At 56.2% G+C, this 20,459-nt stretch carries 18 protein-coding genes and 1 pseudogene; 17 read left to right on the top strand and 2 right to left on the bottom strand.

Annotation, left to right across the window (positions count from 1 at the left end; translation table 11 throughout):
- The first annotated feature begins 32 nt into the window (after nucleotides 1-32).
- From gmd to BUA26_RS15445, 15 genes and pseudogenes are all read left to right on the top strand, one after another.
- Nucleotides 33-1,148, top strand: coding sequence for a GDP-mannose 4,6-dehydratase (gene gmd, locus BUA26_RS15515; protein WP_143154311.1), 1,116 nt, complete (start codon nucleotides 33-35; stop codon nucleotides 1,146-1,148).
- 7 nt (nucleotides 1,149-1,155) lie between these two features.
- On the top strand, nucleotides 1,156-2,091 hold the full coding sequence (locus tag BUA26_RS15510; RefSeq protein WP_072761775.1) for a GDP-L-fucose synthase family protein: 936 nt from the start codon (nucleotides 1,156-1,158) through the stop codon (nucleotides 2,089-2,091).
- 110 nt (nucleotides 2,092-2,201) lie between these two features.
- Nucleotides 2,202-2,972 carry a glucose-1-phosphate cytidylyltransferase gene (gene rfbF / locus BUA26_RS15505; protein ID WP_072761774.1) on the top strand — a complete coding sequence of 257 codons (771 nt, stop codon included), beginning with the start codon at nucleotides 2,202-2,204 and terminating at the stop codon, nucleotides 2,970-2,972.
- Nucleotides 2,963-4,060 (top strand): CDP-glucose 4,6-dehydratase, encoded by a 1,098-nt coding sequence (gene rfbG / locus BUA26_RS15500; RefSeq protein WP_072761977.1) that lies wholly within the window; start codon nucleotides 2,963-2,965, stop codon nucleotides 4,058-4,060. Before rfbF ends, rfbG begins: the two co-directional genes overlap by 10 nt.
- Before the next feature lie 5 nt (nucleotides 4,061-4,065).
- Nucleotides 4,066-4,617 (top strand): dTDP-4-dehydrorhamnose 3,5-epimerase family protein, encoded by a 552-nt coding sequence (gene rfbC, locus BUA26_RS15495; protein ID WP_072761976.1) that lies wholly within the window; start codon nucleotides 4,066-4,068, stop codon nucleotides 4,615-4,617.
- A complete protein-coding gene (locus BUA26_RS15490) occupies nucleotides 4,614-5,852 on the top strand; it encodes a class I SAM-dependent methyltransferase (protein ID WP_072761773.1) in 1,239 nt (412 codons plus the stop codon). The genes rfbC and BUA26_RS15490 overlap by 4 nt, the downstream gene beginning before the upstream one ends.
- Nucleotides 5,756-6,691, top strand: a complete 936-nt coding sequence (locus BUA26_RS15485) for an NAD-dependent epimerase/dehydratase family protein (RefSeq protein ID WP_343124228.1) — start codon at nucleotides 5,756-5,758, stop codon at nucleotides 6,689-6,691. The genes BUA26_RS15490 and BUA26_RS15485 overlap by 97 nt, the downstream gene beginning before the upstream one ends.
- On the top strand, nucleotides 6,688-7,770 hold the full coding sequence (locus BUA26_RS15480; protein ID WP_072761771.1) for a class I SAM-dependent methyltransferase: 1,083 nt from the start codon (nucleotides 6,688-6,690) through the stop codon (nucleotides 7,768-7,770). The genes BUA26_RS15485 and BUA26_RS15480 overlap by 4 nt, the downstream gene beginning before the upstream one ends.
- A 62-nt stretch (nucleotides 7,771-7,832) precedes the next feature.
- A complete protein-coding gene (locus tag BUA26_RS15475; protein ID WP_072761770.1) occupies nucleotides 7,833-8,561 on the top strand; it encodes a cephalosporin hydroxylase family protein in 729 nt (242 codons plus the stop codon).
- 148 nt (nucleotides 8,562-8,709) lie between these two features.
- Nucleotides 8,710-10,200: an oligosaccharide flippase family protein gene (locus BUA26_RS15470; RefSeq protein WP_072761769.1), complete on the top strand. Its 1,491-nt coding sequence runs from the start codon at nucleotides 8,710-8,712 to the stop codon at nucleotides 10,198-10,200.
- Complete coding sequence (locus BUA26_RS15465; RefSeq protein WP_083573043.1) at nucleotides 10,197-11,084, top strand: glycosyltransferase family 2 protein; 888 nt, start codon at nucleotides 10,197-10,199, stop codon at nucleotides 11,082-11,084. Before BUA26_RS15470 ends, BUA26_RS15465 begins: the two co-directional genes overlap by 4 nt.
- A 43-nt stretch (nucleotides 11,085-11,127) precedes the next feature.
- On the top strand, nucleotides 11,128-12,231 hold the full coding sequence (locus BUA26_RS15460) for a glycosyltransferase family 4 protein (protein ID WP_072761975.1): 1,104 nt from the start codon (nucleotides 11,128-11,130) through the stop codon (nucleotides 12,229-12,231).
- A gap of 6 nt (nucleotides 12,232-12,237) precedes the next feature.
- Nucleotides 12,238-13,197, top strand: coding sequence for a GDP-mannose 4,6-dehydratase (locus tag BUA26_RS15455; protein ID WP_072761767.1), 960 nt, complete (start codon nucleotides 12,238-12,240; stop codon nucleotides 13,195-13,197).
- A 104-nt stretch (nucleotides 13,198-13,301) separates the two neighbouring features.
- Nucleotides 13,302-14,342, top strand: coding sequence for a glycosyltransferase (locus BUA26_RS15450; RefSeq protein ID WP_072761766.1), 1,041 nt, complete (start codon nucleotides 13,302-13,304; stop codon nucleotides 14,340-14,342).
- 207 nt (nucleotides 14,343-14,549) lie between these two features.
- Nucleotides 14,550-14,758: pseudogene (locus BUA26_RS15445) on the top strand (transposase); the annotation flags it as partial.
- Nucleotides 14,759-14,930: 172 nt separating this feature from the next.
- On the opposite strand, the gene BUA26_RS15440 reads toward BUA26_RS15445, so the two are convergent.
- Entirely contained in the window at nucleotides 14,931-16,049 is a 1,119-nt protein-coding gene (locus tag BUA26_RS15440; RefSeq protein ID WP_072761974.1) for a UDP-N-acetylglucosamine 2-epimerase, read from the bottom strand.
- A gap of 5 nt (nucleotides 16,050-16,054) precedes the next feature.
- On the bottom strand, nucleotides 16,055-16,909 hold the full coding sequence (locus BUA26_RS15435; protein WP_072761973.1) for a glycosyltransferase family 2 protein: 855 nt from the start codon (nucleotides 16,907-16,909) through the stop codon (nucleotides 16,055-16,057).
- A gap of 267 nt (nucleotides 16,910-17,176) precedes the next feature.
- Between BUA26_RS15435 and pilB the strand changes: the two genes are divergently transcribed.
- Together pilB and BUA26_RS15425 are read left to right on the top strand one after the other, a co-directional pair.
- The gene (gene pilB, locus BUA26_RS15430) at nucleotides 17,177-18,898 is read left to right on the top strand and encodes a type IV-A pilus assembly ATPase PilB (RefSeq protein WP_072761764.1); all 1,722 of its coding nucleotides are present in this window, start codon (nucleotides 17,177-17,179) and stop codon (nucleotides 18,896-18,898) included.
- 143 nt (nucleotides 18,899-19,041) lie between these two features.
- The gene (locus BUA26_RS15425; RefSeq protein WP_072761972.1) at nucleotides 19,042-20,316 is read left to right on the top strand and encodes a type II secretion system F family protein; all 1,275 of its coding nucleotides are present in this window, start codon (nucleotides 19,042-19,044) and stop codon (nucleotides 20,314-20,316) included.
- Nucleotides 20,317-20,459 lie beyond the last annotated feature (143 nt).

Below are 20,459 nucleotides of genomic sequence, written 5' to 3'. Positions count from 1 at the left end.
CAACCTGCGATCCACATCAGGCTATGAACCTCGTGAAACGAGCACTTATTTCTGGAATCACCGGTCAGGATGGCGCCTACCTGGCAGAATTTCTGCTGGAGAAGGGTTACGAGGTTCACGGCATCAAGCGCCGGGCATCGTCATTTAACACCGAACGCGTCGATCATCTCTATCAGGACCCGCATGAAAAGGGGCAGCGGTTTTTCTTGCACTACGGCGATCTGACCGATGCCACCAACTTGATCCGTATCATCCAGCAAGTGCAGCCGGACGAGATCTACAACCTCGGCGCGCAAAGCCATGTGCAGGTGTCATTCGAGACGCCCGAATACACAGCCAATACCGATGCCATGGGCACGCTACGGATGTTGGAAGCGATTCGTATCCTTGGAATGGAACGCAAGACTCGCTTCTACCAAGCCTCAACATCCGAGCTTTATGGCAAGGTGCTGCAGGTTCCGCAATCGGAAACCACACCGTTCTATCCACGCTCGCCGTATGGCGTGGCAAAGCTCTACGCCTACTGGATCACGGTGAACTATCGCGAAGCTTACGGCTTGTATGCCTGCAACGGCATCCTGTTCAACCATGAATCGCCACGTCGCGGCGAGACCTTCGTGACCCGCAAAATCACCCGCGCACTGGCACGCATCCACCTGGGTCAACAGGACTGTCTGTATCTCGGCAACCTCGACGCTCGTCGTGACTGGGGTCATGCACGCGATTTCGTGGAAGCGCAATGGCTGATGCTGCAACAGAACACGCCGGAAGACTTCGTCATCGCCACAGGGATCCAGCATTCCGTACGCGAATTCGTCGACTGCGCCGCCGGTGAGCTTGGCATCAGTATCGAATGGACTGGGACTGGCAGCGATGTCGATGAACACGGCATCGTAGCCAGCGCGCCGGACGACTCGGCGGCCCAACCCGGCCAACGAATCGTGGCGATCGACCCACGCTACTTCCGTCCCGCAGAAGTGGAAACTTTACTGGGCGACCCAAGCAAGGCTCGCCAAAAGCTGGGGTGGCAGCCGGTGACCGATTTCAGCACACTGGTGCGTGAGATGATGGAATCAGATCTGAAGCTCGCTCAACGCGACGCGTTGATCAGCCATGCCGGATTCCACTCGCCCAATCCCCACGAATAAACCGACCATGGACATCCACGCACGCATATATGTTGCCGGTCACCGTGGACTGGTGGGCTCAGCGATCGTGCGCCGCCTCAAAGCCGACGGTGCCAGCAACCTCATCTTGCGCACGCATCAAGAACTCGATCTATCCAACCAGTCGCAAGTCGAGCAGTTCTTCGCAACAGAAGAGCCGGATTATGTGTTTCTGGCTGCTGCCAAGGTAGGCGGTATCCTTGCCAACAGCACCTACCCGGCCGAGTTCATCCACAACAATCTGGCCATCCAGACCAACGTCATCCACAACGCCTGGAAGTATGGTGCGAAGAAGCTGCTGTTCCTCGGCTCATCCTGCATCTATCCGCGCGACTGCCCCCAACCGATCAAGGAGGAGTACCTACTGACCGGCCCGCTGGAGCCGACCAACGAGTGGTATGCCATCGCGAAGATCGCAGGGTTGAAGATGTGCCAGGCGTATCGGCAGCAATATGGCTTTGATGCCATTTGCGCAATGCCGACCAATTTGTACGGACCGGGTGACAACTTTGATCCCGACAATTCGCACGTGGTGCCGGCGTTGATTCGGCGCTTTCATGAGGCCAAAGTCGCGGGCATCCCCAAGGTCACCATATGGGGGAGCGGCCGCCCGCTGCGCGAATTACTGCATGCCGATGATCTCGCGGATGCCTTGCTGGTGTTGATGCATGCGTATAGCGCAGAAGGAATCGTCAACATTGGATCGAGTGACGAAGTCAGCATCGCCGAGCTCGCCCACACTATTGCCAGCGTAGTGGGCTATACGGGAAGCATGCTGTTCGACGCCTCCAAGCCCGACGGAACGCCACGAAAGGCGCTTGATGCACACCGTATGCGCGACCTTGGCTGGTCAGCGCAAATTCCACTGGAAGAGGGGCTGGCGGCAACCTATGCTTGGCACATCAAAAACTACGTCGCGCAATAATGTGATCTTTCAACAAAAACAGACGCTCGAGAGCAGTCCATCATTCTTCCAAGCGTATTAACGAGGGCCGCTTGCATGATCCCCCGCTGTTATCCACTGAAATACTTTTCATGAAGGCTGTCATTCTTGCCGGCGGCTTAGGCACGCGCCTCAGTGAGGAGACGGCTGTGCGTCCCAAGCCGATGATTGAGATTGGCGGTATGCCCGTGCTCTGGCACCTGCTGAAAATCTACTCGCATCATGGCATCAATGATTTCATCATTTGCCTCGGCTACAAGGGCTATGTAATCAAGGAATATTTCGCCAACTATTTCCTGCATATGTCGGATGTCACTTTCGATCTTTCCAACAACACGCTTGAAGTCCATCAAAAGCATGCTGAGCCATGGCGTATCACGTTGGTCGATACCGGCGACCAAACGCAGACAGGTGGCAGATTAAAGCGCGTGGTGGAATATCTGGACGGAGAGACGTTTTGCTTCACCTACGGCGATGGACTTGCTGATGTCGACATCACCCAGCAACTTGTCTTCCACCGGGCCAACGGCACCCTGGCGACCATGTGCGCGGTACAACCGCCCGGTCGCTTCGGCGCTATCGACATCAAGGACCACCGAATCACCCGCTTCGAGGAAAAGCCATTGGGCGATGGCTCATGGATCAATGGCGGCTTTTTCGTGCTTGAGTCGGCTGTACTGAACTACATCAAAGACGATGCCACAATTTGGGAGCGCGGGCCGCTCGAAAGTCTTGCCCGCGAGGAACAGCTGTCTGCCTACACCCACCACGGGTTCTGGCAGCCCATGGACACCCTGCGTGACAAAGTCAGATTGGAAGAACTCTGGCAAACGGGTAAGGCACCGTGGAAGGTATGGCCTTGAACACACTCTTCGGCGGTGCGTATGCCGGCCGTCGCGTCTTGGTCACCGGCCATACCGGCTTCAAGGGATCTTGGCTGGCGCTTTGGCTGCGCGAACTGGGCGCGCACGTCGCTGGGCTGGCGCTCGATCCCATTACGACTCCCGCACACTGGGACTTGCTCGGACTCGATGATGTTACCGATCATCGCGTGGACCTGCGCAACGCAGATGCCGTACGCCGCGTATTGGAACAGTATCAGCCAGAAGTCATTTTCCATCTGGCAGCGAAACCACTGGTGCGCCGCAGTTATGCCGAACCCGTCGAGACATTCGCAACCAATGTGATGGGCTTGATCAACTTGCTTGAAGCAGCGCGTGCGTGCACATCAACGCGCGCGGTGGTCAATGTAACCACCGATAAGGTTTATCTCGACCAACCGACCGACAACGGCTACAACGAAGCATGTCCGCTCGGCGGCCACGACCCCTACAGCACGTCCAAGGCGTGCGCAGAACTCGTTTCCGATTGCTACCGAAAAAGCTACTTCCACAGCGTCGGAAACGGTGGAGCATGCATCGCGACCGCACGCGCCGGCAACGTGATCGGTGGCGGTGACTGGTCCGAGGATCGGCTAGTGTCCGACCTGGTCCGCGCCGCAGTTGCAAATACACCACTGCGACTTCGCAATCCGGACGCAGTGCGTCCTTGGCAGCATGTGCTTGAACCGTTATCCGGTTATCTGCGGCTCGGCCAAGGCCTGCTCGCTGGCGAGCCGGTCGAAGGCCCATGGAATTTCGGTCCCGCTGACGACGCGACCGTCCCTGTCGCCACACTGGTTGCACGCATGCGGGAACGCTGGCCCAGCGTACTTGTTGAACCCAGCCCCGGCCCGCATCCACACGAGGCCTCGACGCTGCGACTGGACTGCAGCAAGGCCGCACACGAACTGGGCTGGTACCCAGTGTGGAATGCAGCGACAACGGTGGCACGCACGGTGGATTGGTATCGCGCGTTCCACCAGAACGGCGAACTGTGCAGCAAAAACGACTTGCGCGATTACATAACCGATGCGCGTGCCGCTGGGATCGAGTGGGCCGGCCGATCATGAGTGCGATGAAGCTGCTGCCGACCTCACTGGCCGGATTAACAGTGATCGAGACCGCACCGATCATTGACGAGCGCGGCAGTTTCGTGCGCGCGTTCTGTGAAGATGAACTCGCAATCCTTCGGCCCGACCTGCATTTTCCGCAGATCAATCTCTCGATCACCCAACAGCGTGGCACCGTACGCGGCATGCACTTCCAGCGCCCTCCTGCCGCCGAGGCCAAGCTCATCCGCTGCGTACGCGGGCGAGTATTCGATGTCGCGGTGGATCTACGCGTCAGCTCAGCGACTTATCTGCATTGGCACGCCGTTGAACTCGACGCCAATGCGTCACTGCAAGTATTCATCCCCGAGGGATTTGCCCATGGCTTCCAGGCGCTAAGCGATGATGTACAACTGATTTACATGCACACCGCACGGTGGAGCCGCGAACACGAAGGTACACTGCGCCATGACGACCCAGCACTGGCTATCGTGTGGCCGCTACCGGTGCTTCACATCTCGGCCAAAGACCACTCGGCACCACTGATCGACGATGACTTTGCAGGAATCCACGCATGAAATGTCGCCACTGCGCGACCCCACTCGATGACGCGCTGCTCGACAACGTGTTTCTGGACCTGGGCACCGCGCCACCTTCCAACGCATTCCTTACTGCCAACGCGTTGTCAGCGCCCGAGCTGTATTTTCCGCTGAAGCTGCGTACTTGCCCGCGCTGCCTGCTGGTACAAGTCGACGAGGTTCAGTCGCACACGGCGCTGTTTGCTCCCGACTATGTGTACTTTTCATCGTATTCGCGCTCATGGCTGGCCCATGCTGAGCTCTACGTCGAAAAAGCCACATCAAGGCTCGGCCTCAACAGTGGCAGCCTAGTCGTCGAAATCGCATCCAACGATGGTTACCTGCTGCAATACGTTGCTGCACGCGGTATCCCCTGCGTCGGTATTGAGCCGACTACGGGTACCGCAAGCGCCGCGCGAGCAAAAGGCATCGATACAATTGTCGAGTTCTTCGGGCTCGATTTCGCAGGCCGCTTGGTGGCCCAGCGCCGTCGTGCGGATTTGATCGTGGCCAACAACGTGCTTGCCCACGTCCCCAATCTAAACGACTTCGTCGCCGGGTTGGCCTGTGCGCTGGCACCGCAAGGTGTCGTCACGGTTGAGGTTCCGCACTTGCAACAGTTAGTCGAGCGGTGCCAATTCGACACCATTTATCACGAACACTTCTCCTATTTCTCGCTGCACACCATTCGCACAGTGTTCGCCGCACACGGCCTGCACATCTGGGATGTTGAGACGTTGCCAACCCACGGTGGTTCACTTCGAATATGGGCCGCGCACAGCGGCAGCGATCACAGCGACACTCCCGCAGTCGCTGCTGCGTTGGCCGCCGAAGTTGCCGCTGGCATGCTCGAGATGAACTATTACCGCGGCTTCCAGGCTCGCGCCAATGCCGTCAAGAACGAATTGCTCAGCTTTCTATTGCAGCAACAACGCGATGGCCGAAAGGTCGTCGGTTACGGCGCCGCCGCGAAGGGCAACACGCTGCTCAACTACGCCGGCGTGCGTTCGGACCTGCTGCCTTACGTGGTCGACGCTTCACCGCACAAGCAGGGCCGCTACCTGCCCGGCTCGCGGATTCCGGTGGTCGCCGAGGAGAATCTGCGAGCCGATCAGCCCGATATTGTGCTAATCCTGCCATGGAACCTATGCCAGGAGGTTACCGAACAACTGACCTATATTCGCGAGTGGGGTGGTCGCTTCGCGACAGCCGTACCGACGATGGAAGTCGGCTGACCGTGCGCGTTGCGGTCACCGGTGCGAGTGGCTTCATTGGCCGCCACGTAGTGCGCGAGCTAGTACACCGGGGTGCCGAGGTGATCGCGATCTCACGGCATCCCGATCCGCCGATAAGTTCTACCGTGACACCGCTGGTAGCAGATATCGGTAGCACCGGCACCAATCCATTCGTACGCATGGGCCGTCCGGACGCGCTCCTGCACTTGGCTTGGGGTGGGCTGCCCAATTACGGTTCGAGCGATCATCTCAATAAAGAACTCCCGCGTCACACAGCATTCCTTGACGCCTGTATCGATGCCGGCCTGACGCGGCTGATAGTTACTGGCACCTGCCTCGAATACGGTTTGCAGTCGGGGGAGCTCAGCGAAGCGACGGCGGCGTTGCCGACTACGTCCTACGGTGAAGCTAAACATCGGTTACACCAGCATCTACAGGAACTGCAAGCCACTCACGACTTCGGCCTGAGCTGGTTACGACTTTTCTATGTTTATGGACCTGGACAAGCGGCGACTTCGCTGTACCCACAATTACGCGCAGCCGTGGCGGCTGGCAAGAGCAGTTTCGACATGTCGATCGGTGATCAAGTTCGCGACTTTCTTCCCATCGAAACTGCAGCTGCACGCATCGTCGCGGTGATTCTCAACTATGCCAATGCGGGCACCATCAACATCTGTAGCGGTCAGCCCAGAACAGTCGCCGATACCGTACGCGACTGGCTACAAACTTGGCATACTGATATCACGCTGAACCTTGGCGTGTATTCTTATCCTGATTATGAGCCGTTCGCATTCTGGGGAAGCACGCTGCGACTAAATTCCCTGTTGAGGTCAATATGAGCGTGCATGAGCTACTACGTCTAGAAGGAATTCCGGTCTACCAAAACAAGATGTTTGGGACCGCAAGCGAGGCGTGTGCTTGCCCACGCGGCGATGTGATATTGACTCAAGATGCGGCCAGCGGATTGGTACATAACAGCGCGTTTGACGCCAATCTTCTCAGCTATGACGGAAGCTATCAAAATGAGCAAGGCCATTCGCTGGCGTTCCAGGCACATATCACGCAGGTGCTCGACGTAATAAGCCGCCAGTTCGATGCGATGCGCATCCTTGAAATCGGCTGTGGCAAAGGCACATTTCTAGAGCTGCTGCGCGCTGCCAATCACGACGCACATGGAATAGACCCCGCCTACGAAGGAAATTCGGAATACATTGTCCGCGAACACTTCAAACCCGGTCTAAGCATTCGCGCCGACGCAATCGTGATGCGCCACGTGCTCGAACACATTCCATCACCATTGGAGTTTCTCGACCTAGTGAGGCGAGCAAACAGCAACGGAAGCGGCAGTGGCCTGATCTACATCGAAGTGCCCTGTCTAGAGTGGATTCTACGTCGCAGGGCTTGGTTTGACGTGTTCTATGAACACGTAAACTACTTCCGTCTTACTGACTTCCATCGAATGTTCGGTCGCGTACTCGAGGCCGGCCCGCTATTTGGCGGTCAGTACATTTACGTGGTTGCCGATCTACATTCTCTGCGAGACCCTGCAGCAACATCTCTAGGCGTGCCACCACGGGCATATATCCCCGACGACTTTTTTGACACCCTAGACCGCTGCGCGCAAATTGCAAGCATCGGCGCCTACAACGCAATCTGGGGTTCCGCTGCCAAGGGCGTCATGTTCTCGCACCATATGCAACTTCGCGGCGCCACTCTACACGCGGCAATTGATATCAATCCCGCGAAACATAGCCAGTTTCTGGCTGGTAGCGGGTTGCCAGTACTCCCACCGAGTGATGCGCTCTCTCAGTTGGGCGACACCCCTAACATTTTTGTGATGAACTCGAATTATCTTTCTGAGATCCGCGAGATGGGCGGCCCAGGCCCCAATTACACCGCCGTGGATCAACAAATATAATCTGTCAGTTAAACGAGTAAGTCGACAAAAGCAAACCATAAAAAACTTGAGCGAGCCAAAGTATGAACCCAGTATCTGAATTTGAAGAATCCGTGGCACGCAACGTCAACAATTTAAAACAGGACGATGAATTGAGAAAGCAGTCCATTGACTGGATGTCGAAATCAATTCCTCATCGATATTCCTACAATTTCCGCTGGATGGGCCGCCCGATTATCCAATACCCGCAAGACATGATTGCGATGCAGGAAATCCTCTGGCGGGTACAGCCCGACCTGATTGTGGAAACGGGTATCGCCCACGGTGGGTCCTTGGTGTTTTACGCGTCAATCTGCGAGTTAATTGGTAAGGGCGAGGTTCTTGGCATCGATATCGATATCCGCACTCACAACCGCGAAGCTATTGAGACACATCCCATGTTCAAGCGCATCACAATGCTAGAGGGATCGAGCACCTCGCCGGAAATGATCGCACAGGTCAAAGCAATCGCCGAGAACAAGAAGGTGCTTGTCGTGCTTGACTCAAACCATACACACGATCATGTACTTGCCGAGCTGCACGCCTATGCACCACTGGTCGCGCTGGGGAGCTATTGTGTGGTGTTCGACACTGTCATCGAGGATATGCCGGCGAATCTCTACCCAGATCGCCCATGGGACACCGGCAACAACCCAAAAACTGCAACCCGAGCGTTCCTAGCCGAGCATTCGAATTTCGTCGTCGACGACGACATCGAAGCCAAGATCCTCATCACCGTCGCACCCAGTGGCTACCTGCGCCGGGTGGAGTAAATCAAGAACCAAAACGTAAGGTAACGTACTCAGTTCAGCCCATCGTCACTGCGGCATTCCGCGGATGACACCTCGTGGCCCCAAAGTCGCGCGTTGAGCGCAGTCATACCTTGATGACCTCGACAAGCACAGCAATAGGGTTTGCACAGTGCATCAGATAAAGAGGAACCTCACAGCCAACGCCTTGGGCCAAGGATGGTCGGCTTTGACGTCTCTTATCGTGGTGCCGCTCTATCTACACTTCGTGGGCGCCGAGGGGTATGGTCTCATCGGATTTTTTGCCACGCTCTGCGCAACCCTCGCCATATTGGATGGTGGCCTTGGTGCCACCGTAACGAGGGAGTCGGCAACTCTCAACCAAGTTGAAGGCATCCAGCGAGAGCAGTTACTAACCACCCTTAGAACAATCGAAACTATCTTTTGGGGAATAGCAGCCATTGCTGGCCTAGTTGTAGCCCTACTCGCGCCCTTTATCGCCGCCGACTGGATGAAAATTTCGCCTGCAAAGGTTGAAACGACCACAGATGCGTTGCGACTCATGGGCGCTGCTGTTGTGCTGCAGTTCCCCGTCGCCTTCTACTCTGGGAGCATGGTAGGGCAGCAACGACAGGTACGTTTGAATGTCATCGTTGCAGCTGCGACTACAGCCAGGGCATTGGGAGCGGTAATCGTGCTCTGGATTCTGTCGCCCACCGTAGCGGCCTTTTTTGCCTGGCAATGTATTGTAGGCATCCTCACTCTGGTCGCGTTGTACGTCGCAACCTGGCGTTCGGCCGACGCTCGGGCGACACCTCGCTTCAAGTTGGCTTCGCTACGCAGAACTGGACGGTTTACAGCCGGTGTGGGCGCCATAAATGTATTGGCGCTATTACTGACGCAAACAGACAAAATTGTTCTATCCAAAGTCCTGCCACTTCAGTATTTCGGGTTTTACATGGTTGCGTGGACCGCAGGAACAGTGGCGCTACGGTTGACTGGGCCGATTTTTAACGCCTACTACCCACATATTACACAATTAGTCTCTCGTGCTGATTCAGCGAGCAAACTACTACACGACTACATGAGGGGCGCCAGCCTGATGGCTACTGCAGTCGTCCCACTATCCCTATGGATCGCCTTTTTCGGGAAGGACCTTCTTCTATTTTGGACGGGCGACCCAAACCTGGCAGCTGCCGCGCATCTGCCGCTAGCCTTCATAAGTATAGGAACGATGTTCAACGCTCTGATGCATTTCCCGTATGCGCTCCAACTTGCTCAGGGAAGAACTAAGATCCCGTTGGTGCAAAACATCATAGCAAGCGTACTTGTAGTGCCAATGACCGTGTGCCTTGCTGAACGCTATTCGCTACCGGGGGCTGCACTACCATGGCTGCTACTCAATCTCGGCTACATGTTATTCGCCGCCCCACTCATGTATAGAACACTACTAACTGAAGCCAGACGGCCTTGGGGTATCGCCGCGGTGGTGAAGCCAATCATCCTCGTTACTACGATAACAGTTGTGTTTTACTCGATATCGACCTTCTTTGAAGATCGAGTTGGAATTGCCGCCTTAGCCGCCTCCTCGCTGATCGCTTCTTATCTTGCCTGCGCGTGGATGTCTGGCTGGAAACTGACGCACGTGAAGACCTTCACATGACCACAGACCAAACTGCCTTCCTGCAGTCATCACAACACCCGCGAGTAATTGTAGGAATGCCGGTGTACAACGGCGAGCGCACCGTCGCAGCCGCGATCCAATCTATTCTTAATCAAAGCTTCCACAAATTTCGACTCATTATTTCCGATAATGCGTCTACCGACCGTACCGCCGATATTTGCAGGGAGTTCGCAAATCGCGATGCACGACTCACCTACATAAGACAGCCATACAATCTCGGCGCCGAAGAAAATTTCAGCTTTGTACTTGCAGCGTCTGCATGCGATTATTTTTGTTGGGCAGCAGCAGACGATACGCGCTCATCAGATTTTCTGGAACTGACTCTGCGATTCTTGGCCAGCCATCCCGACTACATTGCTGCAACCTGCCCAACGAGGTTTAAAGGCTCCAACTTTAATTCCATCACGATGGGCGACCAATCCAGCACCGAAGACGACCCCTACGATAGGATTCTTAGCTTTTTCGATTGCTGGCATTCGAATGCCCGATTCTATTCGCTGTTTCGGTACCGAGTCCTTCGATCATGGCTTGTCAAACCAGATAGCTTCCTCGGCGCAGACTGGTTACTAGTCCTGAAAGCATTAAGCGAGGGGAAGAGCCATCGACTCGAATCCGGATATGTTGAGCTAGGAAAGCATGGCATAAGTAACAGTCTGACCATCTTTTATCGGTATCGAACACGACCGATACATTGGATCCTACCGTTTTTTGATTTTTCGAAACATGTCATTCAACTTTTCGCAAAAGCCAGCGCGCGCAGTAAAGTGAGGATATTTGTAACATTGATTCGAATTAACGCGATTGCATTCAAAACACAGATAGTTCATGAATTACGTCGACTTCGAAGATCGATGAGCTCATGAAGATGAGCCGTTCACCAGAACAATAATGGCGACGAAAAATCATATGCGCATTACCTATGACTACCAGATCTTCAGCAAGCAAAGATATGGCGGTATATCGCGATACTTCCATGAAATCGCGAGTATCATTCCATCAATTGATGGTGACTACGTGGAAATATTCGCTCCACTATATGTAAACGAATATATAGGGTCGTCGAAGGCCACAGCTGTCAACGGAACGAAATTTTCCCCCAACAAATTTACGAAGCTAGCGGTAAAATTTGTAAATGTATCGGTAACTTGTTTACGAAATCGCACAAAGCGTAATACGGATATTTTTCACGAAACGTATTACTCCATGCTCGATTGCGCACCTCGATCAGCAAAGCGCGTCATCACTGTATACGACATGATCCACGAACGATTTCCCGATTTGTTTTCTCGCTACGATGTGACACATCGAGCCAAACGATCTGCCTTGCAGCGCGCCGATCACATCATCTGCATATCCGAAAACACTCGCCATGATTTGATTGAAGCAACCAACATACCGATCGAGAAGACGTCGGTAGTACATCTCGGCTATTCCTTGATAACTAATCCACGGTCCTCGCCGTCACTGGTACCCGAAGCTCCCTACCTGCTCTACGTCGGTGCGAGAGGGGGCTATAAGAATTTCGAAGGCCTCCTTGAGGCCTATTCGCGATCGAACCTGCATGCTGAATTCTCACTAGTCTGTTTTGGTGGTGGCAGCGTCACATCGCGCGAATCGTCATTGATTCATTCGCTTGGAATCAAGCCGGGAAAGGTCGTCTTTCTCTCCGGCTGCGACAGTTTACTATCTTCGCTATACGTATCCGCATCTGCGTTCGTCTACCCTTCAAAATACGAGGGTTTCGGCATCCCACCCTTGGAAGCCATGTCATTTGGCTGCCCGGTTGTCTGCTCGAACACGAGCTCCATGCCGGAGGTTGTGGGAGACGCTGCTGAACTGTTCGATCCCCATGACCCTGAGGGCTTGCGTGAAGCTCTTGAGCAAGTTCTATCGTCACCAGACCGCTTGCGGCAATTAGCTGCTCTTGGACATGAGCGGATCAAGCTCTTTTCCTGGGAAAAGTGCGCTCGTGAGACACTCGACGCATACAAACACATACTGCAAAGCTGAGAATCCATGAAACGTGCACTGATTTGCGGCGTCGGTGGCCAGGACGGTAGCTACTTGGCGAAACTGTTGCTCAGCAAGGGCTACGAAGTCTATGGGTCATCCCGCGACGCCCAGGTCTCTGGTTTCGCGAATCTTCGGACACTCGGCATTCGAGACGAAATTCAATGCGTTTCCATCGCCGTCACTGACTTCCGCAGCGTGCTACAAGCTCTGGTCAAGATTCATCCAGACGAAATCTACAATCTTGCTGGTCAAAGCTCAGTTGGCCTGTCTTTCGACCAGCCGGTCGAAACATTGGAGAGCATCAGCATCGCAACGCTCAACCTGCTCGAAGCCATTCGTTTCACGGGTAAGCCCATGAGGCTGTACAACGCAGGTTCGGGCGAATGTTTCGGTGATGCCCCGGAGGTGACTTGCAACGAGTCAACACCCTTTCGACCGCGCAGCCCCTATGCAGTAGCGAAAGCTGCCGCTTTTTGGGAAGTGGCAAATTATCGCGAAGCCTATGAGCTGTTTGCGTGTACCGGCATCCTTTTCAACCACGAGTCGCCACTACGACCCGAACGCTTCGTCACGCGAAAAGTCATCGCCACGGCATCGCGTATTGCGCAGGGCAGCACAGAGAGGTTGCTACTTGGCAACCTTTCCATTTCTCGTGACTGGGGCTGGGCACCCGAATACGTCGAGGCGATGTGGCGAATGCTTCAGCTTGAGAAGCCGGATGACTTCGTCATCGCTACCGGGGCGAGCCACACGTTGGAGGAATTCGTAGATTTCGCATTTTCGGAGCTTGGTCTTAACTGGCGTGATCACGTCAGCGTCGACCCTCAACTCTTCCGGCCAACCGATTTGAGGAAGAACATGGCAAACCCTGGAAAAGCTCTACAATTGCTCGACTGGCAGGCAAAATACGACATGAGGGGCGTCATACAGGCAATGCTCGCTGCCGAACACGTTGCTCAATGAAGCTACGGTGGACGTCTCTATACTCGCTATAATTTTTTGGCATCGACTCTTCTATCGTGCGTCTTCTATTCCTCTGTAAACGCGACCCGCAACAACGCGATTTGATGGAACGCCCTTACGGGCGCTTTTACCATCTTCCAGTCGCATTGGCTTCAATGGGGCACGACGTGGGCGTGGTCTTATGCGGCCATCGCGGTAGGCCATCGATTCGGACATCTACCGACGGCGGAGAATGGATTAGTCACGACATCCGTACTCTCGGACCTATCGGGTTATTGCAACGCGTTGAACATGAGGCAGCAGCCTTTCGTCCGAATTGGGTGCTTGGCATGTCTGATGCGTCATTTGGTTCGCTTGCTCAACGAGTGGCCTCGCGCTGTGGTGCTCGACTGGCAGTTGATGCCTACGACAACTTTGAAGCCTATATGCCCTGGAACTTCCCACTGCATTGGCTTTGGCGCCGCTCGGTACGCAACGCCGACCTTGTAACGGCAGCAGGCCCCCAGCTTGCTCAGCGACTGCAATCACATCGCCGCGGGGGCCATGATGTTGAAGTCCTACCGATGGCGGCTGATCCGGAATTCACTCCGCAAGACAAATCGCAATGTCGCCAGCAGCTCGGCCTGCCACATGGCACCCCACTCATGGGCTATGTCGGCAGCTGGGCGCGAAACCGTGGCACTGACATGTTGCTGGATGCGTTCCGACGCGCGCGCGCTACGCGTCCCGATCTCCAACTGGTACTTAGCGGCCGTCCACCAGAGTACGCGTTGAAAGAGCCAGGCGTAATCGGCTCTGGGTATGTTCCAGACGCGCAATTGCCGCTGCTGATCAATGCACTCGACATTGCCTGCGTCATCACCGCCGATACGGGTTTCGGACGCTACAGCTATCCAGCCAAGTTATGCGAAGCGATGGCTTGTGGCGTGCCAGTCGTTGCCACCGCCACAGAACCCGTGCGCTGGATGCTGGGTAACCGACCTGAATACTTGGTGCCGGTGGGTGACACTGAGGCGTTTGCGGAACGCATTCTCGACCTGCTTGCGGTGCCACGCGCAGACTACGGCTCCCGCCCCACCTGGGCCATACAGGCACAGCGGCTGGATTATCTATTGACATCCGTATCCCAACGCCAAAACCCCTAAATGAGCGTCGTAATGATCTCGCGCAACGGCATCAGCAGGCTATCGAGCGCCTTGGCCAAAAGACTAGCCACGACGGACTACGTATACTCAATCTCAAACGTTGCGCGCTTAATACGCTGATGCTGCAGATTCGACGTCCGGACGCCCCCCCGGTTTTGAGTAGCACCGCAGTTTGGAGTCCAATCCCCCAACCGAAGGAGATTGGACGTGAAGAGGCGGTTTACCGAAGAACAGATCATCGGCTTCCTGCGCGAGGCGGACGCCGGTCTGCCGATCAAGGAGCTGTGCCGCAAGCACGGCATCAGCTCGGCAACCTTCTACAAGTGGCGCAGCAAGTTCGGCGGTATGAACGCGTCGTTGGTGTCCCGGCTCAAGGAGCTGCGGGACGAGAACGGCACCTGAAGAAGATGTACGCCGGCGCCCAACATACTCCATCGACATTCGCCACTAGAACTTGTACGAGCGAGACTTTTTCGGTAATTGTTAAATTATCGCCGACCGAACCAAGGTAAATGTGAATCGTTGCTTCGGACACGTGCCTATATGACTAGTATCGCCACAAGCCATGACCTATTTCTTGGGCGAACCTTATGCGGGAACCTGCCTTTCAATATCGCCATCGCCACCGAGGAAACTCGCTATTCGATCGGAAGGACCGCTCTCGCTGAGGTTTGCGGGTGAGCGGCGAAGACACTCAAAGTGTTTTTTGAGAATGTAGTGCTCGACGCCTTCAGACACGTTGCCCTCCATGACTGCGTTGGCGCCCAGGCCATCCGGTCGCTCCGTGTATGAACGCATAACGATGGTAGGAACACCGAGTGCGGCCAGCTCCTCTTGGTTGGAACCTCCATCTGTCAACACGCAGGCTGCACCCGCCGCCAGTCGAATGAAATCCCGATAGCCCATGCGTGGAAGGAGATTGATATTAGAATTGGATGCCAATTGATTTAGCAATCCCTCGCGGGCCAACCTTCCACGCGTCGCAGGATGTATCACGAATCGCACCGAAAACTGGATCGCCAGACTCTCCACGAGCTCAACCAGCTGACGCAACCGCTTCGAGTCATACAGATTTTGGAAGCGGTGCAGAGACACCAAGAGATAAGGATGGTTTGGGTCTGAAACGATACTCACTGCCCCTGTCAGGCGCACCGCATCAATGATGGAGTTCCCATCGGTATTCATGACACTAAAGCAACCACGGCGACGCATATATTCAGTCGCGCCAGCATTCGGACACAGCGCAATGTCCGTCATCCGAAAGACAAGTCGTCTAAACAATTCTTCCGGGAATGGGTTGAACAACTTACCCGAGCTCAGCCCGCTCTCCAGATGTACGACACGAATACCGCAGCGACGTGCTGCAAACGCAGCTATAAGAGTCGAAAGCGTGTCGCCATGAACCAAAACGTATGTTGTGTTTCCATACATTTTTGCAAAATCGCGCAGTTTCTCTCTTATGCCTCTATAAGCCGTAGGGAGCCAACGTAGCAGGGAAAAAACAGTGGAATGTTCTGCTGATTGCATAATTGGAATCTGCGGCGAGGTGATACCGAATTCGTCGATAAGATCCTGCATTGTTTCATGGTGTTGTCCAGTCATTAACAGAATCGACGGGAGTTTATTGCGCTCACACGCCGCTACGACAGGCGCGACCTTGATCAGCTGCGCTCGCGTGCCCACTACAAAAACCAGCCGCCTTGCCATCGACTTCACACATCACGCCTATATGTCAGTGCCGTAATCTGTTCGGATATAAGTCCAATCAGAAATACGATGACCGCCGCGCTCCACATCAACGTGCTACCGTTGGTAAGCCTGCCCTCGTGCATGAACGTCCATGCGTAATTGGCAAAACCCAGTAAAAAGAACATCGCACTAGCTGGCACAAACAACTTCAATGGCGAATACAGCGTAGCGATCTTGAAGATGATCAACAGAAAGCGCACGCCGTCGCGCAAGGGCTTGATGTGGCTCTTGCCGATGCGCTGGGCGGCCTTGATCGGGACGTAGGCGACCGGGTAGGCGCTGCGGAAGAACGCCATGGTGCTGGTGGTGGGGTAGCTGAACCCGTTCGGCAGCAGATGCAGGAATTCGCGGAACTTGTCTGCGCGCACGGCACGGAAGCCGGAGGTGAGGTCCAACACCGGGTGGCCGGTCATACGGGTGGCCAGCCAGTTGTACAGCGTATTGGCCAAACCGCGTCCCACGCCAGCCTGGCTGCTCCAGTCGCGTGCACCGACGACCATGTCGTAGCCCCGGTTCAGTTGATCGAGCAGGCGCGCGATATCGGCCGGGTCATGCTGGCCGTCGCCATCCATGAACACCAGGATGTCGCCGGTGGCAGCGCGGGCGCCACGCTTGATCGCCGCGCCATTGCCCATCGAATACGGTGACGACAGGCATTCGACACCGCAGCTTTTGCAGATGATGCGGGTGTCGTCGGTGGAGCCGTCGTCGACCACGATGATCTCGGCGTCGGGGTGCGTAGCGCGCAGGCGTGGCAGGAGTGCGGCCAGCGCGGGTGCCTCGTTTTTGGCGGGCAGGATGATACTCAAGCGGTTCAACAGATGGCTCCCCGTGTGAAGGGAGATCATAGCGTGAAGGCCAAGTGGAGGTTGAGGATGGGTTGCAGTTTTCAGGGGATCGCCCTACTGCGCCTCCCCCTCGCGTAAATGGACGGACTGCTGGGCGACCGCAAGCACATACGCAAGCCGGGTGGGTACAGCTTGTGCACCGCATCACCCTGCCACCTCCAGCCCGCAGGGAATGGATGACCTGGGGGCCAGACTGCGGTAGATTCAACCACATACAGGGGCAAGGTCGAGTAGGTTATGTCATCTCAGCTGCAACCATCGCTCGTGGGTCTGTCCGGCATGGCCCGCCGTTTGGTATCCGAAGGGGTGCTGCCGGAGGCTGATGTACGCAAGGCGATGGCCGACAGCGGCCAGCAGAAGGCCTCGCTGGGCGCCTGGTTGCTCGATCACAATCTGGTCGACAGCGGCCGGTTGACACAGATCGCCTCGGCCGAATTCGGCATGCCGATGATGGATGTGGCCACGCTGAATCCGGCGACCATGCCGCTGGATCTGATCAGCGAGGCGCTGATCACCAAGCATATGGCGTTGCCGCTGTTCCGCCGCGGCAAGCGCCTGTTTGTCGGTATTGCCGATCCCATGCAGTCGCATGCGCTGGACGAGATCAAGTTCCACTCCAACTGCATGGTTGAGCCCATTCTGGTCGAACGTAACTCGCTACAGCGGGTGATCGAGGGCCTGCTCAACAGCATGCGCGACACCATGCCTGATATGGGGGGTGGCGATCTGGACGGCCTCGAGCTTGAGGTCGGCGACGAGGAGGCCGAGTCGACCGGTATCGACGCGAACGCCAACGACGATGCACCGGTGGTGAAGTTTGTCAACAAGATCCTGGTCGACGCGATTCGTCGCGGCGCCTCGGACATCCATTTCGAGCCGTTCGAAACCCAGTACCGGGTGCGTCTGCGCATGGACGGCATGCTGAAGGCCGTGGCCAGCCCGCCGATGAAGATGGCCAACCGCATTGCCTCGCGCATCAAGGTGATGGCGCAGCTGGACATCGCCGAAAAGCGCGTACCCCAGGACGGCCGCATCAAGCTCAATCTTTCCAAAACCCGTGCCATCGACTTTCGCGTGAGCTCGCTGCCGACCCTGTTCGGCGAAAAGATCGTGCTGCGTATCCTGGACGGCTCGTCGGCCAGGATCGGCATCGAGAAACTCGGCTATGAACCGGAGCAGCAGAAGCTTTACATCGATGCGATCCACAAGCCGTACGGCATGGTACTGGTCACCGGCCCAACCGGCTCGGGCAAGACGGTGTCGCTGTACACCGGCCTGAATATGCTGAACACCGCCGAGCGCAATATCTCGACGGTGGAAGACCCGGTGGAAATCCGCGTCGAGGGCATCAACCAGGTGCAGCAGAACGTCAAGCGAGGCATGACGTTTGCCAGCGCGTTGCGCTCGTTCCTGCGCCAGGATCCGGACGTGATCATGGTCGGCGAAATCCGCGACCTGGAAACCGCCGAGATCGCGATCAAGGCGGCGCAGACCGGTCACATGGTGCTGTCCACCCTGCACACCAACGATGCCGCGCAGACCATCGCGCGCCTGATGAACATGGGTATCGCCCCGTACAACATCACCTCGTCGGTCACCTTGATCATTGCCCAGCGTTTGGCACGCCGCCTGCACGATTGCAAGAAGCCCCAGAATCTGCCGCCGCAGGTGCTATTGGCAGCCGGCTTCAGCCAGTCCGACATCGATGCCGGACTGACCATCTACGAGGCCGGTGGCTGCGAGGGCTGCAACGAAGGCTACAAGGGCCGGGTCGGCATTTATCAGGTCATGCCGATGCTGGAGGATATTCAGAAAATCATCCTGCAAGGCGGCAATGCACTGCAGATCAGCGAGGTGGCCAAGGCCGCCGGGATCAATGACCTGCGCGCGTCGGCCCTGCTCAAGGTGAAACAAGGCCTGACCAGCCTGACCGAGATCGATCGCGTGACCAAGGAATAAACCGGAAATATGGGACATCCGTAGCATCGAACTTGCGTCCGGCGCCACGGTTTGCAGCCGCAAAAATGACATAAGCTGTACAAATACCTTGTCAGCCGCCCGCTTGGGCGGCTCGGGGACCGAACAACAGGGGGAAGATGCTCATGGCCACGGCTACCGCGAAGCTAAACGCAGACAAGACGCGTGCGCTCGGCGCGCAACGTGCCGCGGTCAGCCAGCTGACCACCTACGAGTGGGTCGCACTGGACAAGCGCGGCAAACGCATGAAGGGTGACATGCCGGCGAAGAACGCTTCGCTGGTCAAGGCCGAATTGCGCCGCCAGGGCATGAACCCGCAGACCGTGCGGGAACGTTCCAAGCCGCTGTTCGGCGCCAGCGGCAGCACGGTCAAACCGGGCGATGTCGCGATCTTCAGTCGCCAGATCGCCACCATGATGGCGTCCGGCGTGCCGATGGTGCAATCGTTCGACATCATCGCCGACGGCCAGAAAAACGTCCGCTTCAAGAACATCCTGCTCGACGTGAAGCAGAACATCGAGGGCGGTGCAGCGCTGCATGAGGCGCTGAGCCGCTATCCGGTTCAGTTCGACGAGCTTTACTGCAACCTGGTGCATGCCGGCGAAACGTCGGGTGTGCTGGATACCGTGCTGGACACCGTCGCCACCTACAAGGAGCGTACGGAAGCGATCAAGAAGAAGATCAAGAAGGCCCTATTCTACCCGATGATGGTGCTGGCAGTGGTATTCATGGTCTGCTTGATCATGCTGCTGTTCGTGGTGCCGGTGTTTGCGAAAACCTTTAAGGACGCTGGCGCGCAGCTGCCCGCCCCAACCCAGATATTGGTCAGTGCCTCGGAGTTCATGCAGAGCTACTGGTGGGTGGTGATCGGCGTGATCGTGGGCAGTATTACTGCACTGGTCATCGCCAAGAAGCGCTCGGTGAAGTTTGCGCACTTCCTCGATCGAATGGCTTTGAAGATGCCTGTAATGGGCAATATCGTGCGCAATTCGGCGATCGCCCGCTTCGCCCGCACACTGGGCGTGACGTTTCGCGCCGGTGTGCCGCTGGTCGAGGCCCTGGACGCGGTGGCAGGGGCCACCGGCAGCGTGGTCTATGGCGATGCCGTCAAGCAGATGCGCGACGACATCTCAGTGGGTCACCAGTTGCAGTTGGCGATGAAGCAGACCGGCCTGTTCCCCAACATGGTGGTGCAGATGACTGCGATCGGTGAGGAATCCGGCTCGCTCGACAATATGCTGTTCAAGGTCGCCGAGTTCTACGAGGAAGAAGTCAGCAACGCGGTCGACACCCTGTCCACCTTGCTCGAACCTATCATCATGGTCGTGCTCGGCACCCTGGTCGGCGGCATGGTGGTCGCGCTGTACCTGCCCATCTTCAAGCTTGCCGGCACGTTCTAGGCCTCAAAAAAAACACGACACGAAAACGGCGGGCATTGCTCGCCGTTTTCGTGTTGTAGGAGCGCACTAGTGCGCAATGCTCCGATGTTGATTACTGCGAAGAGCATCGCGCACAAGTGCGCTCCTACAATAAGCGCCGTACC

This window comes from Rhodanobacter sp. OK091, assembly GCF_900142825.1.
Lineage (GTDB): Bacteria > Pseudomonadota > Gammaproteobacteria > Xanthomonadales > Rhodanobacteraceae > Rhodanobacter.
This window is presented reverse-complemented; position numbering and strand designations above follow the sequence as displayed.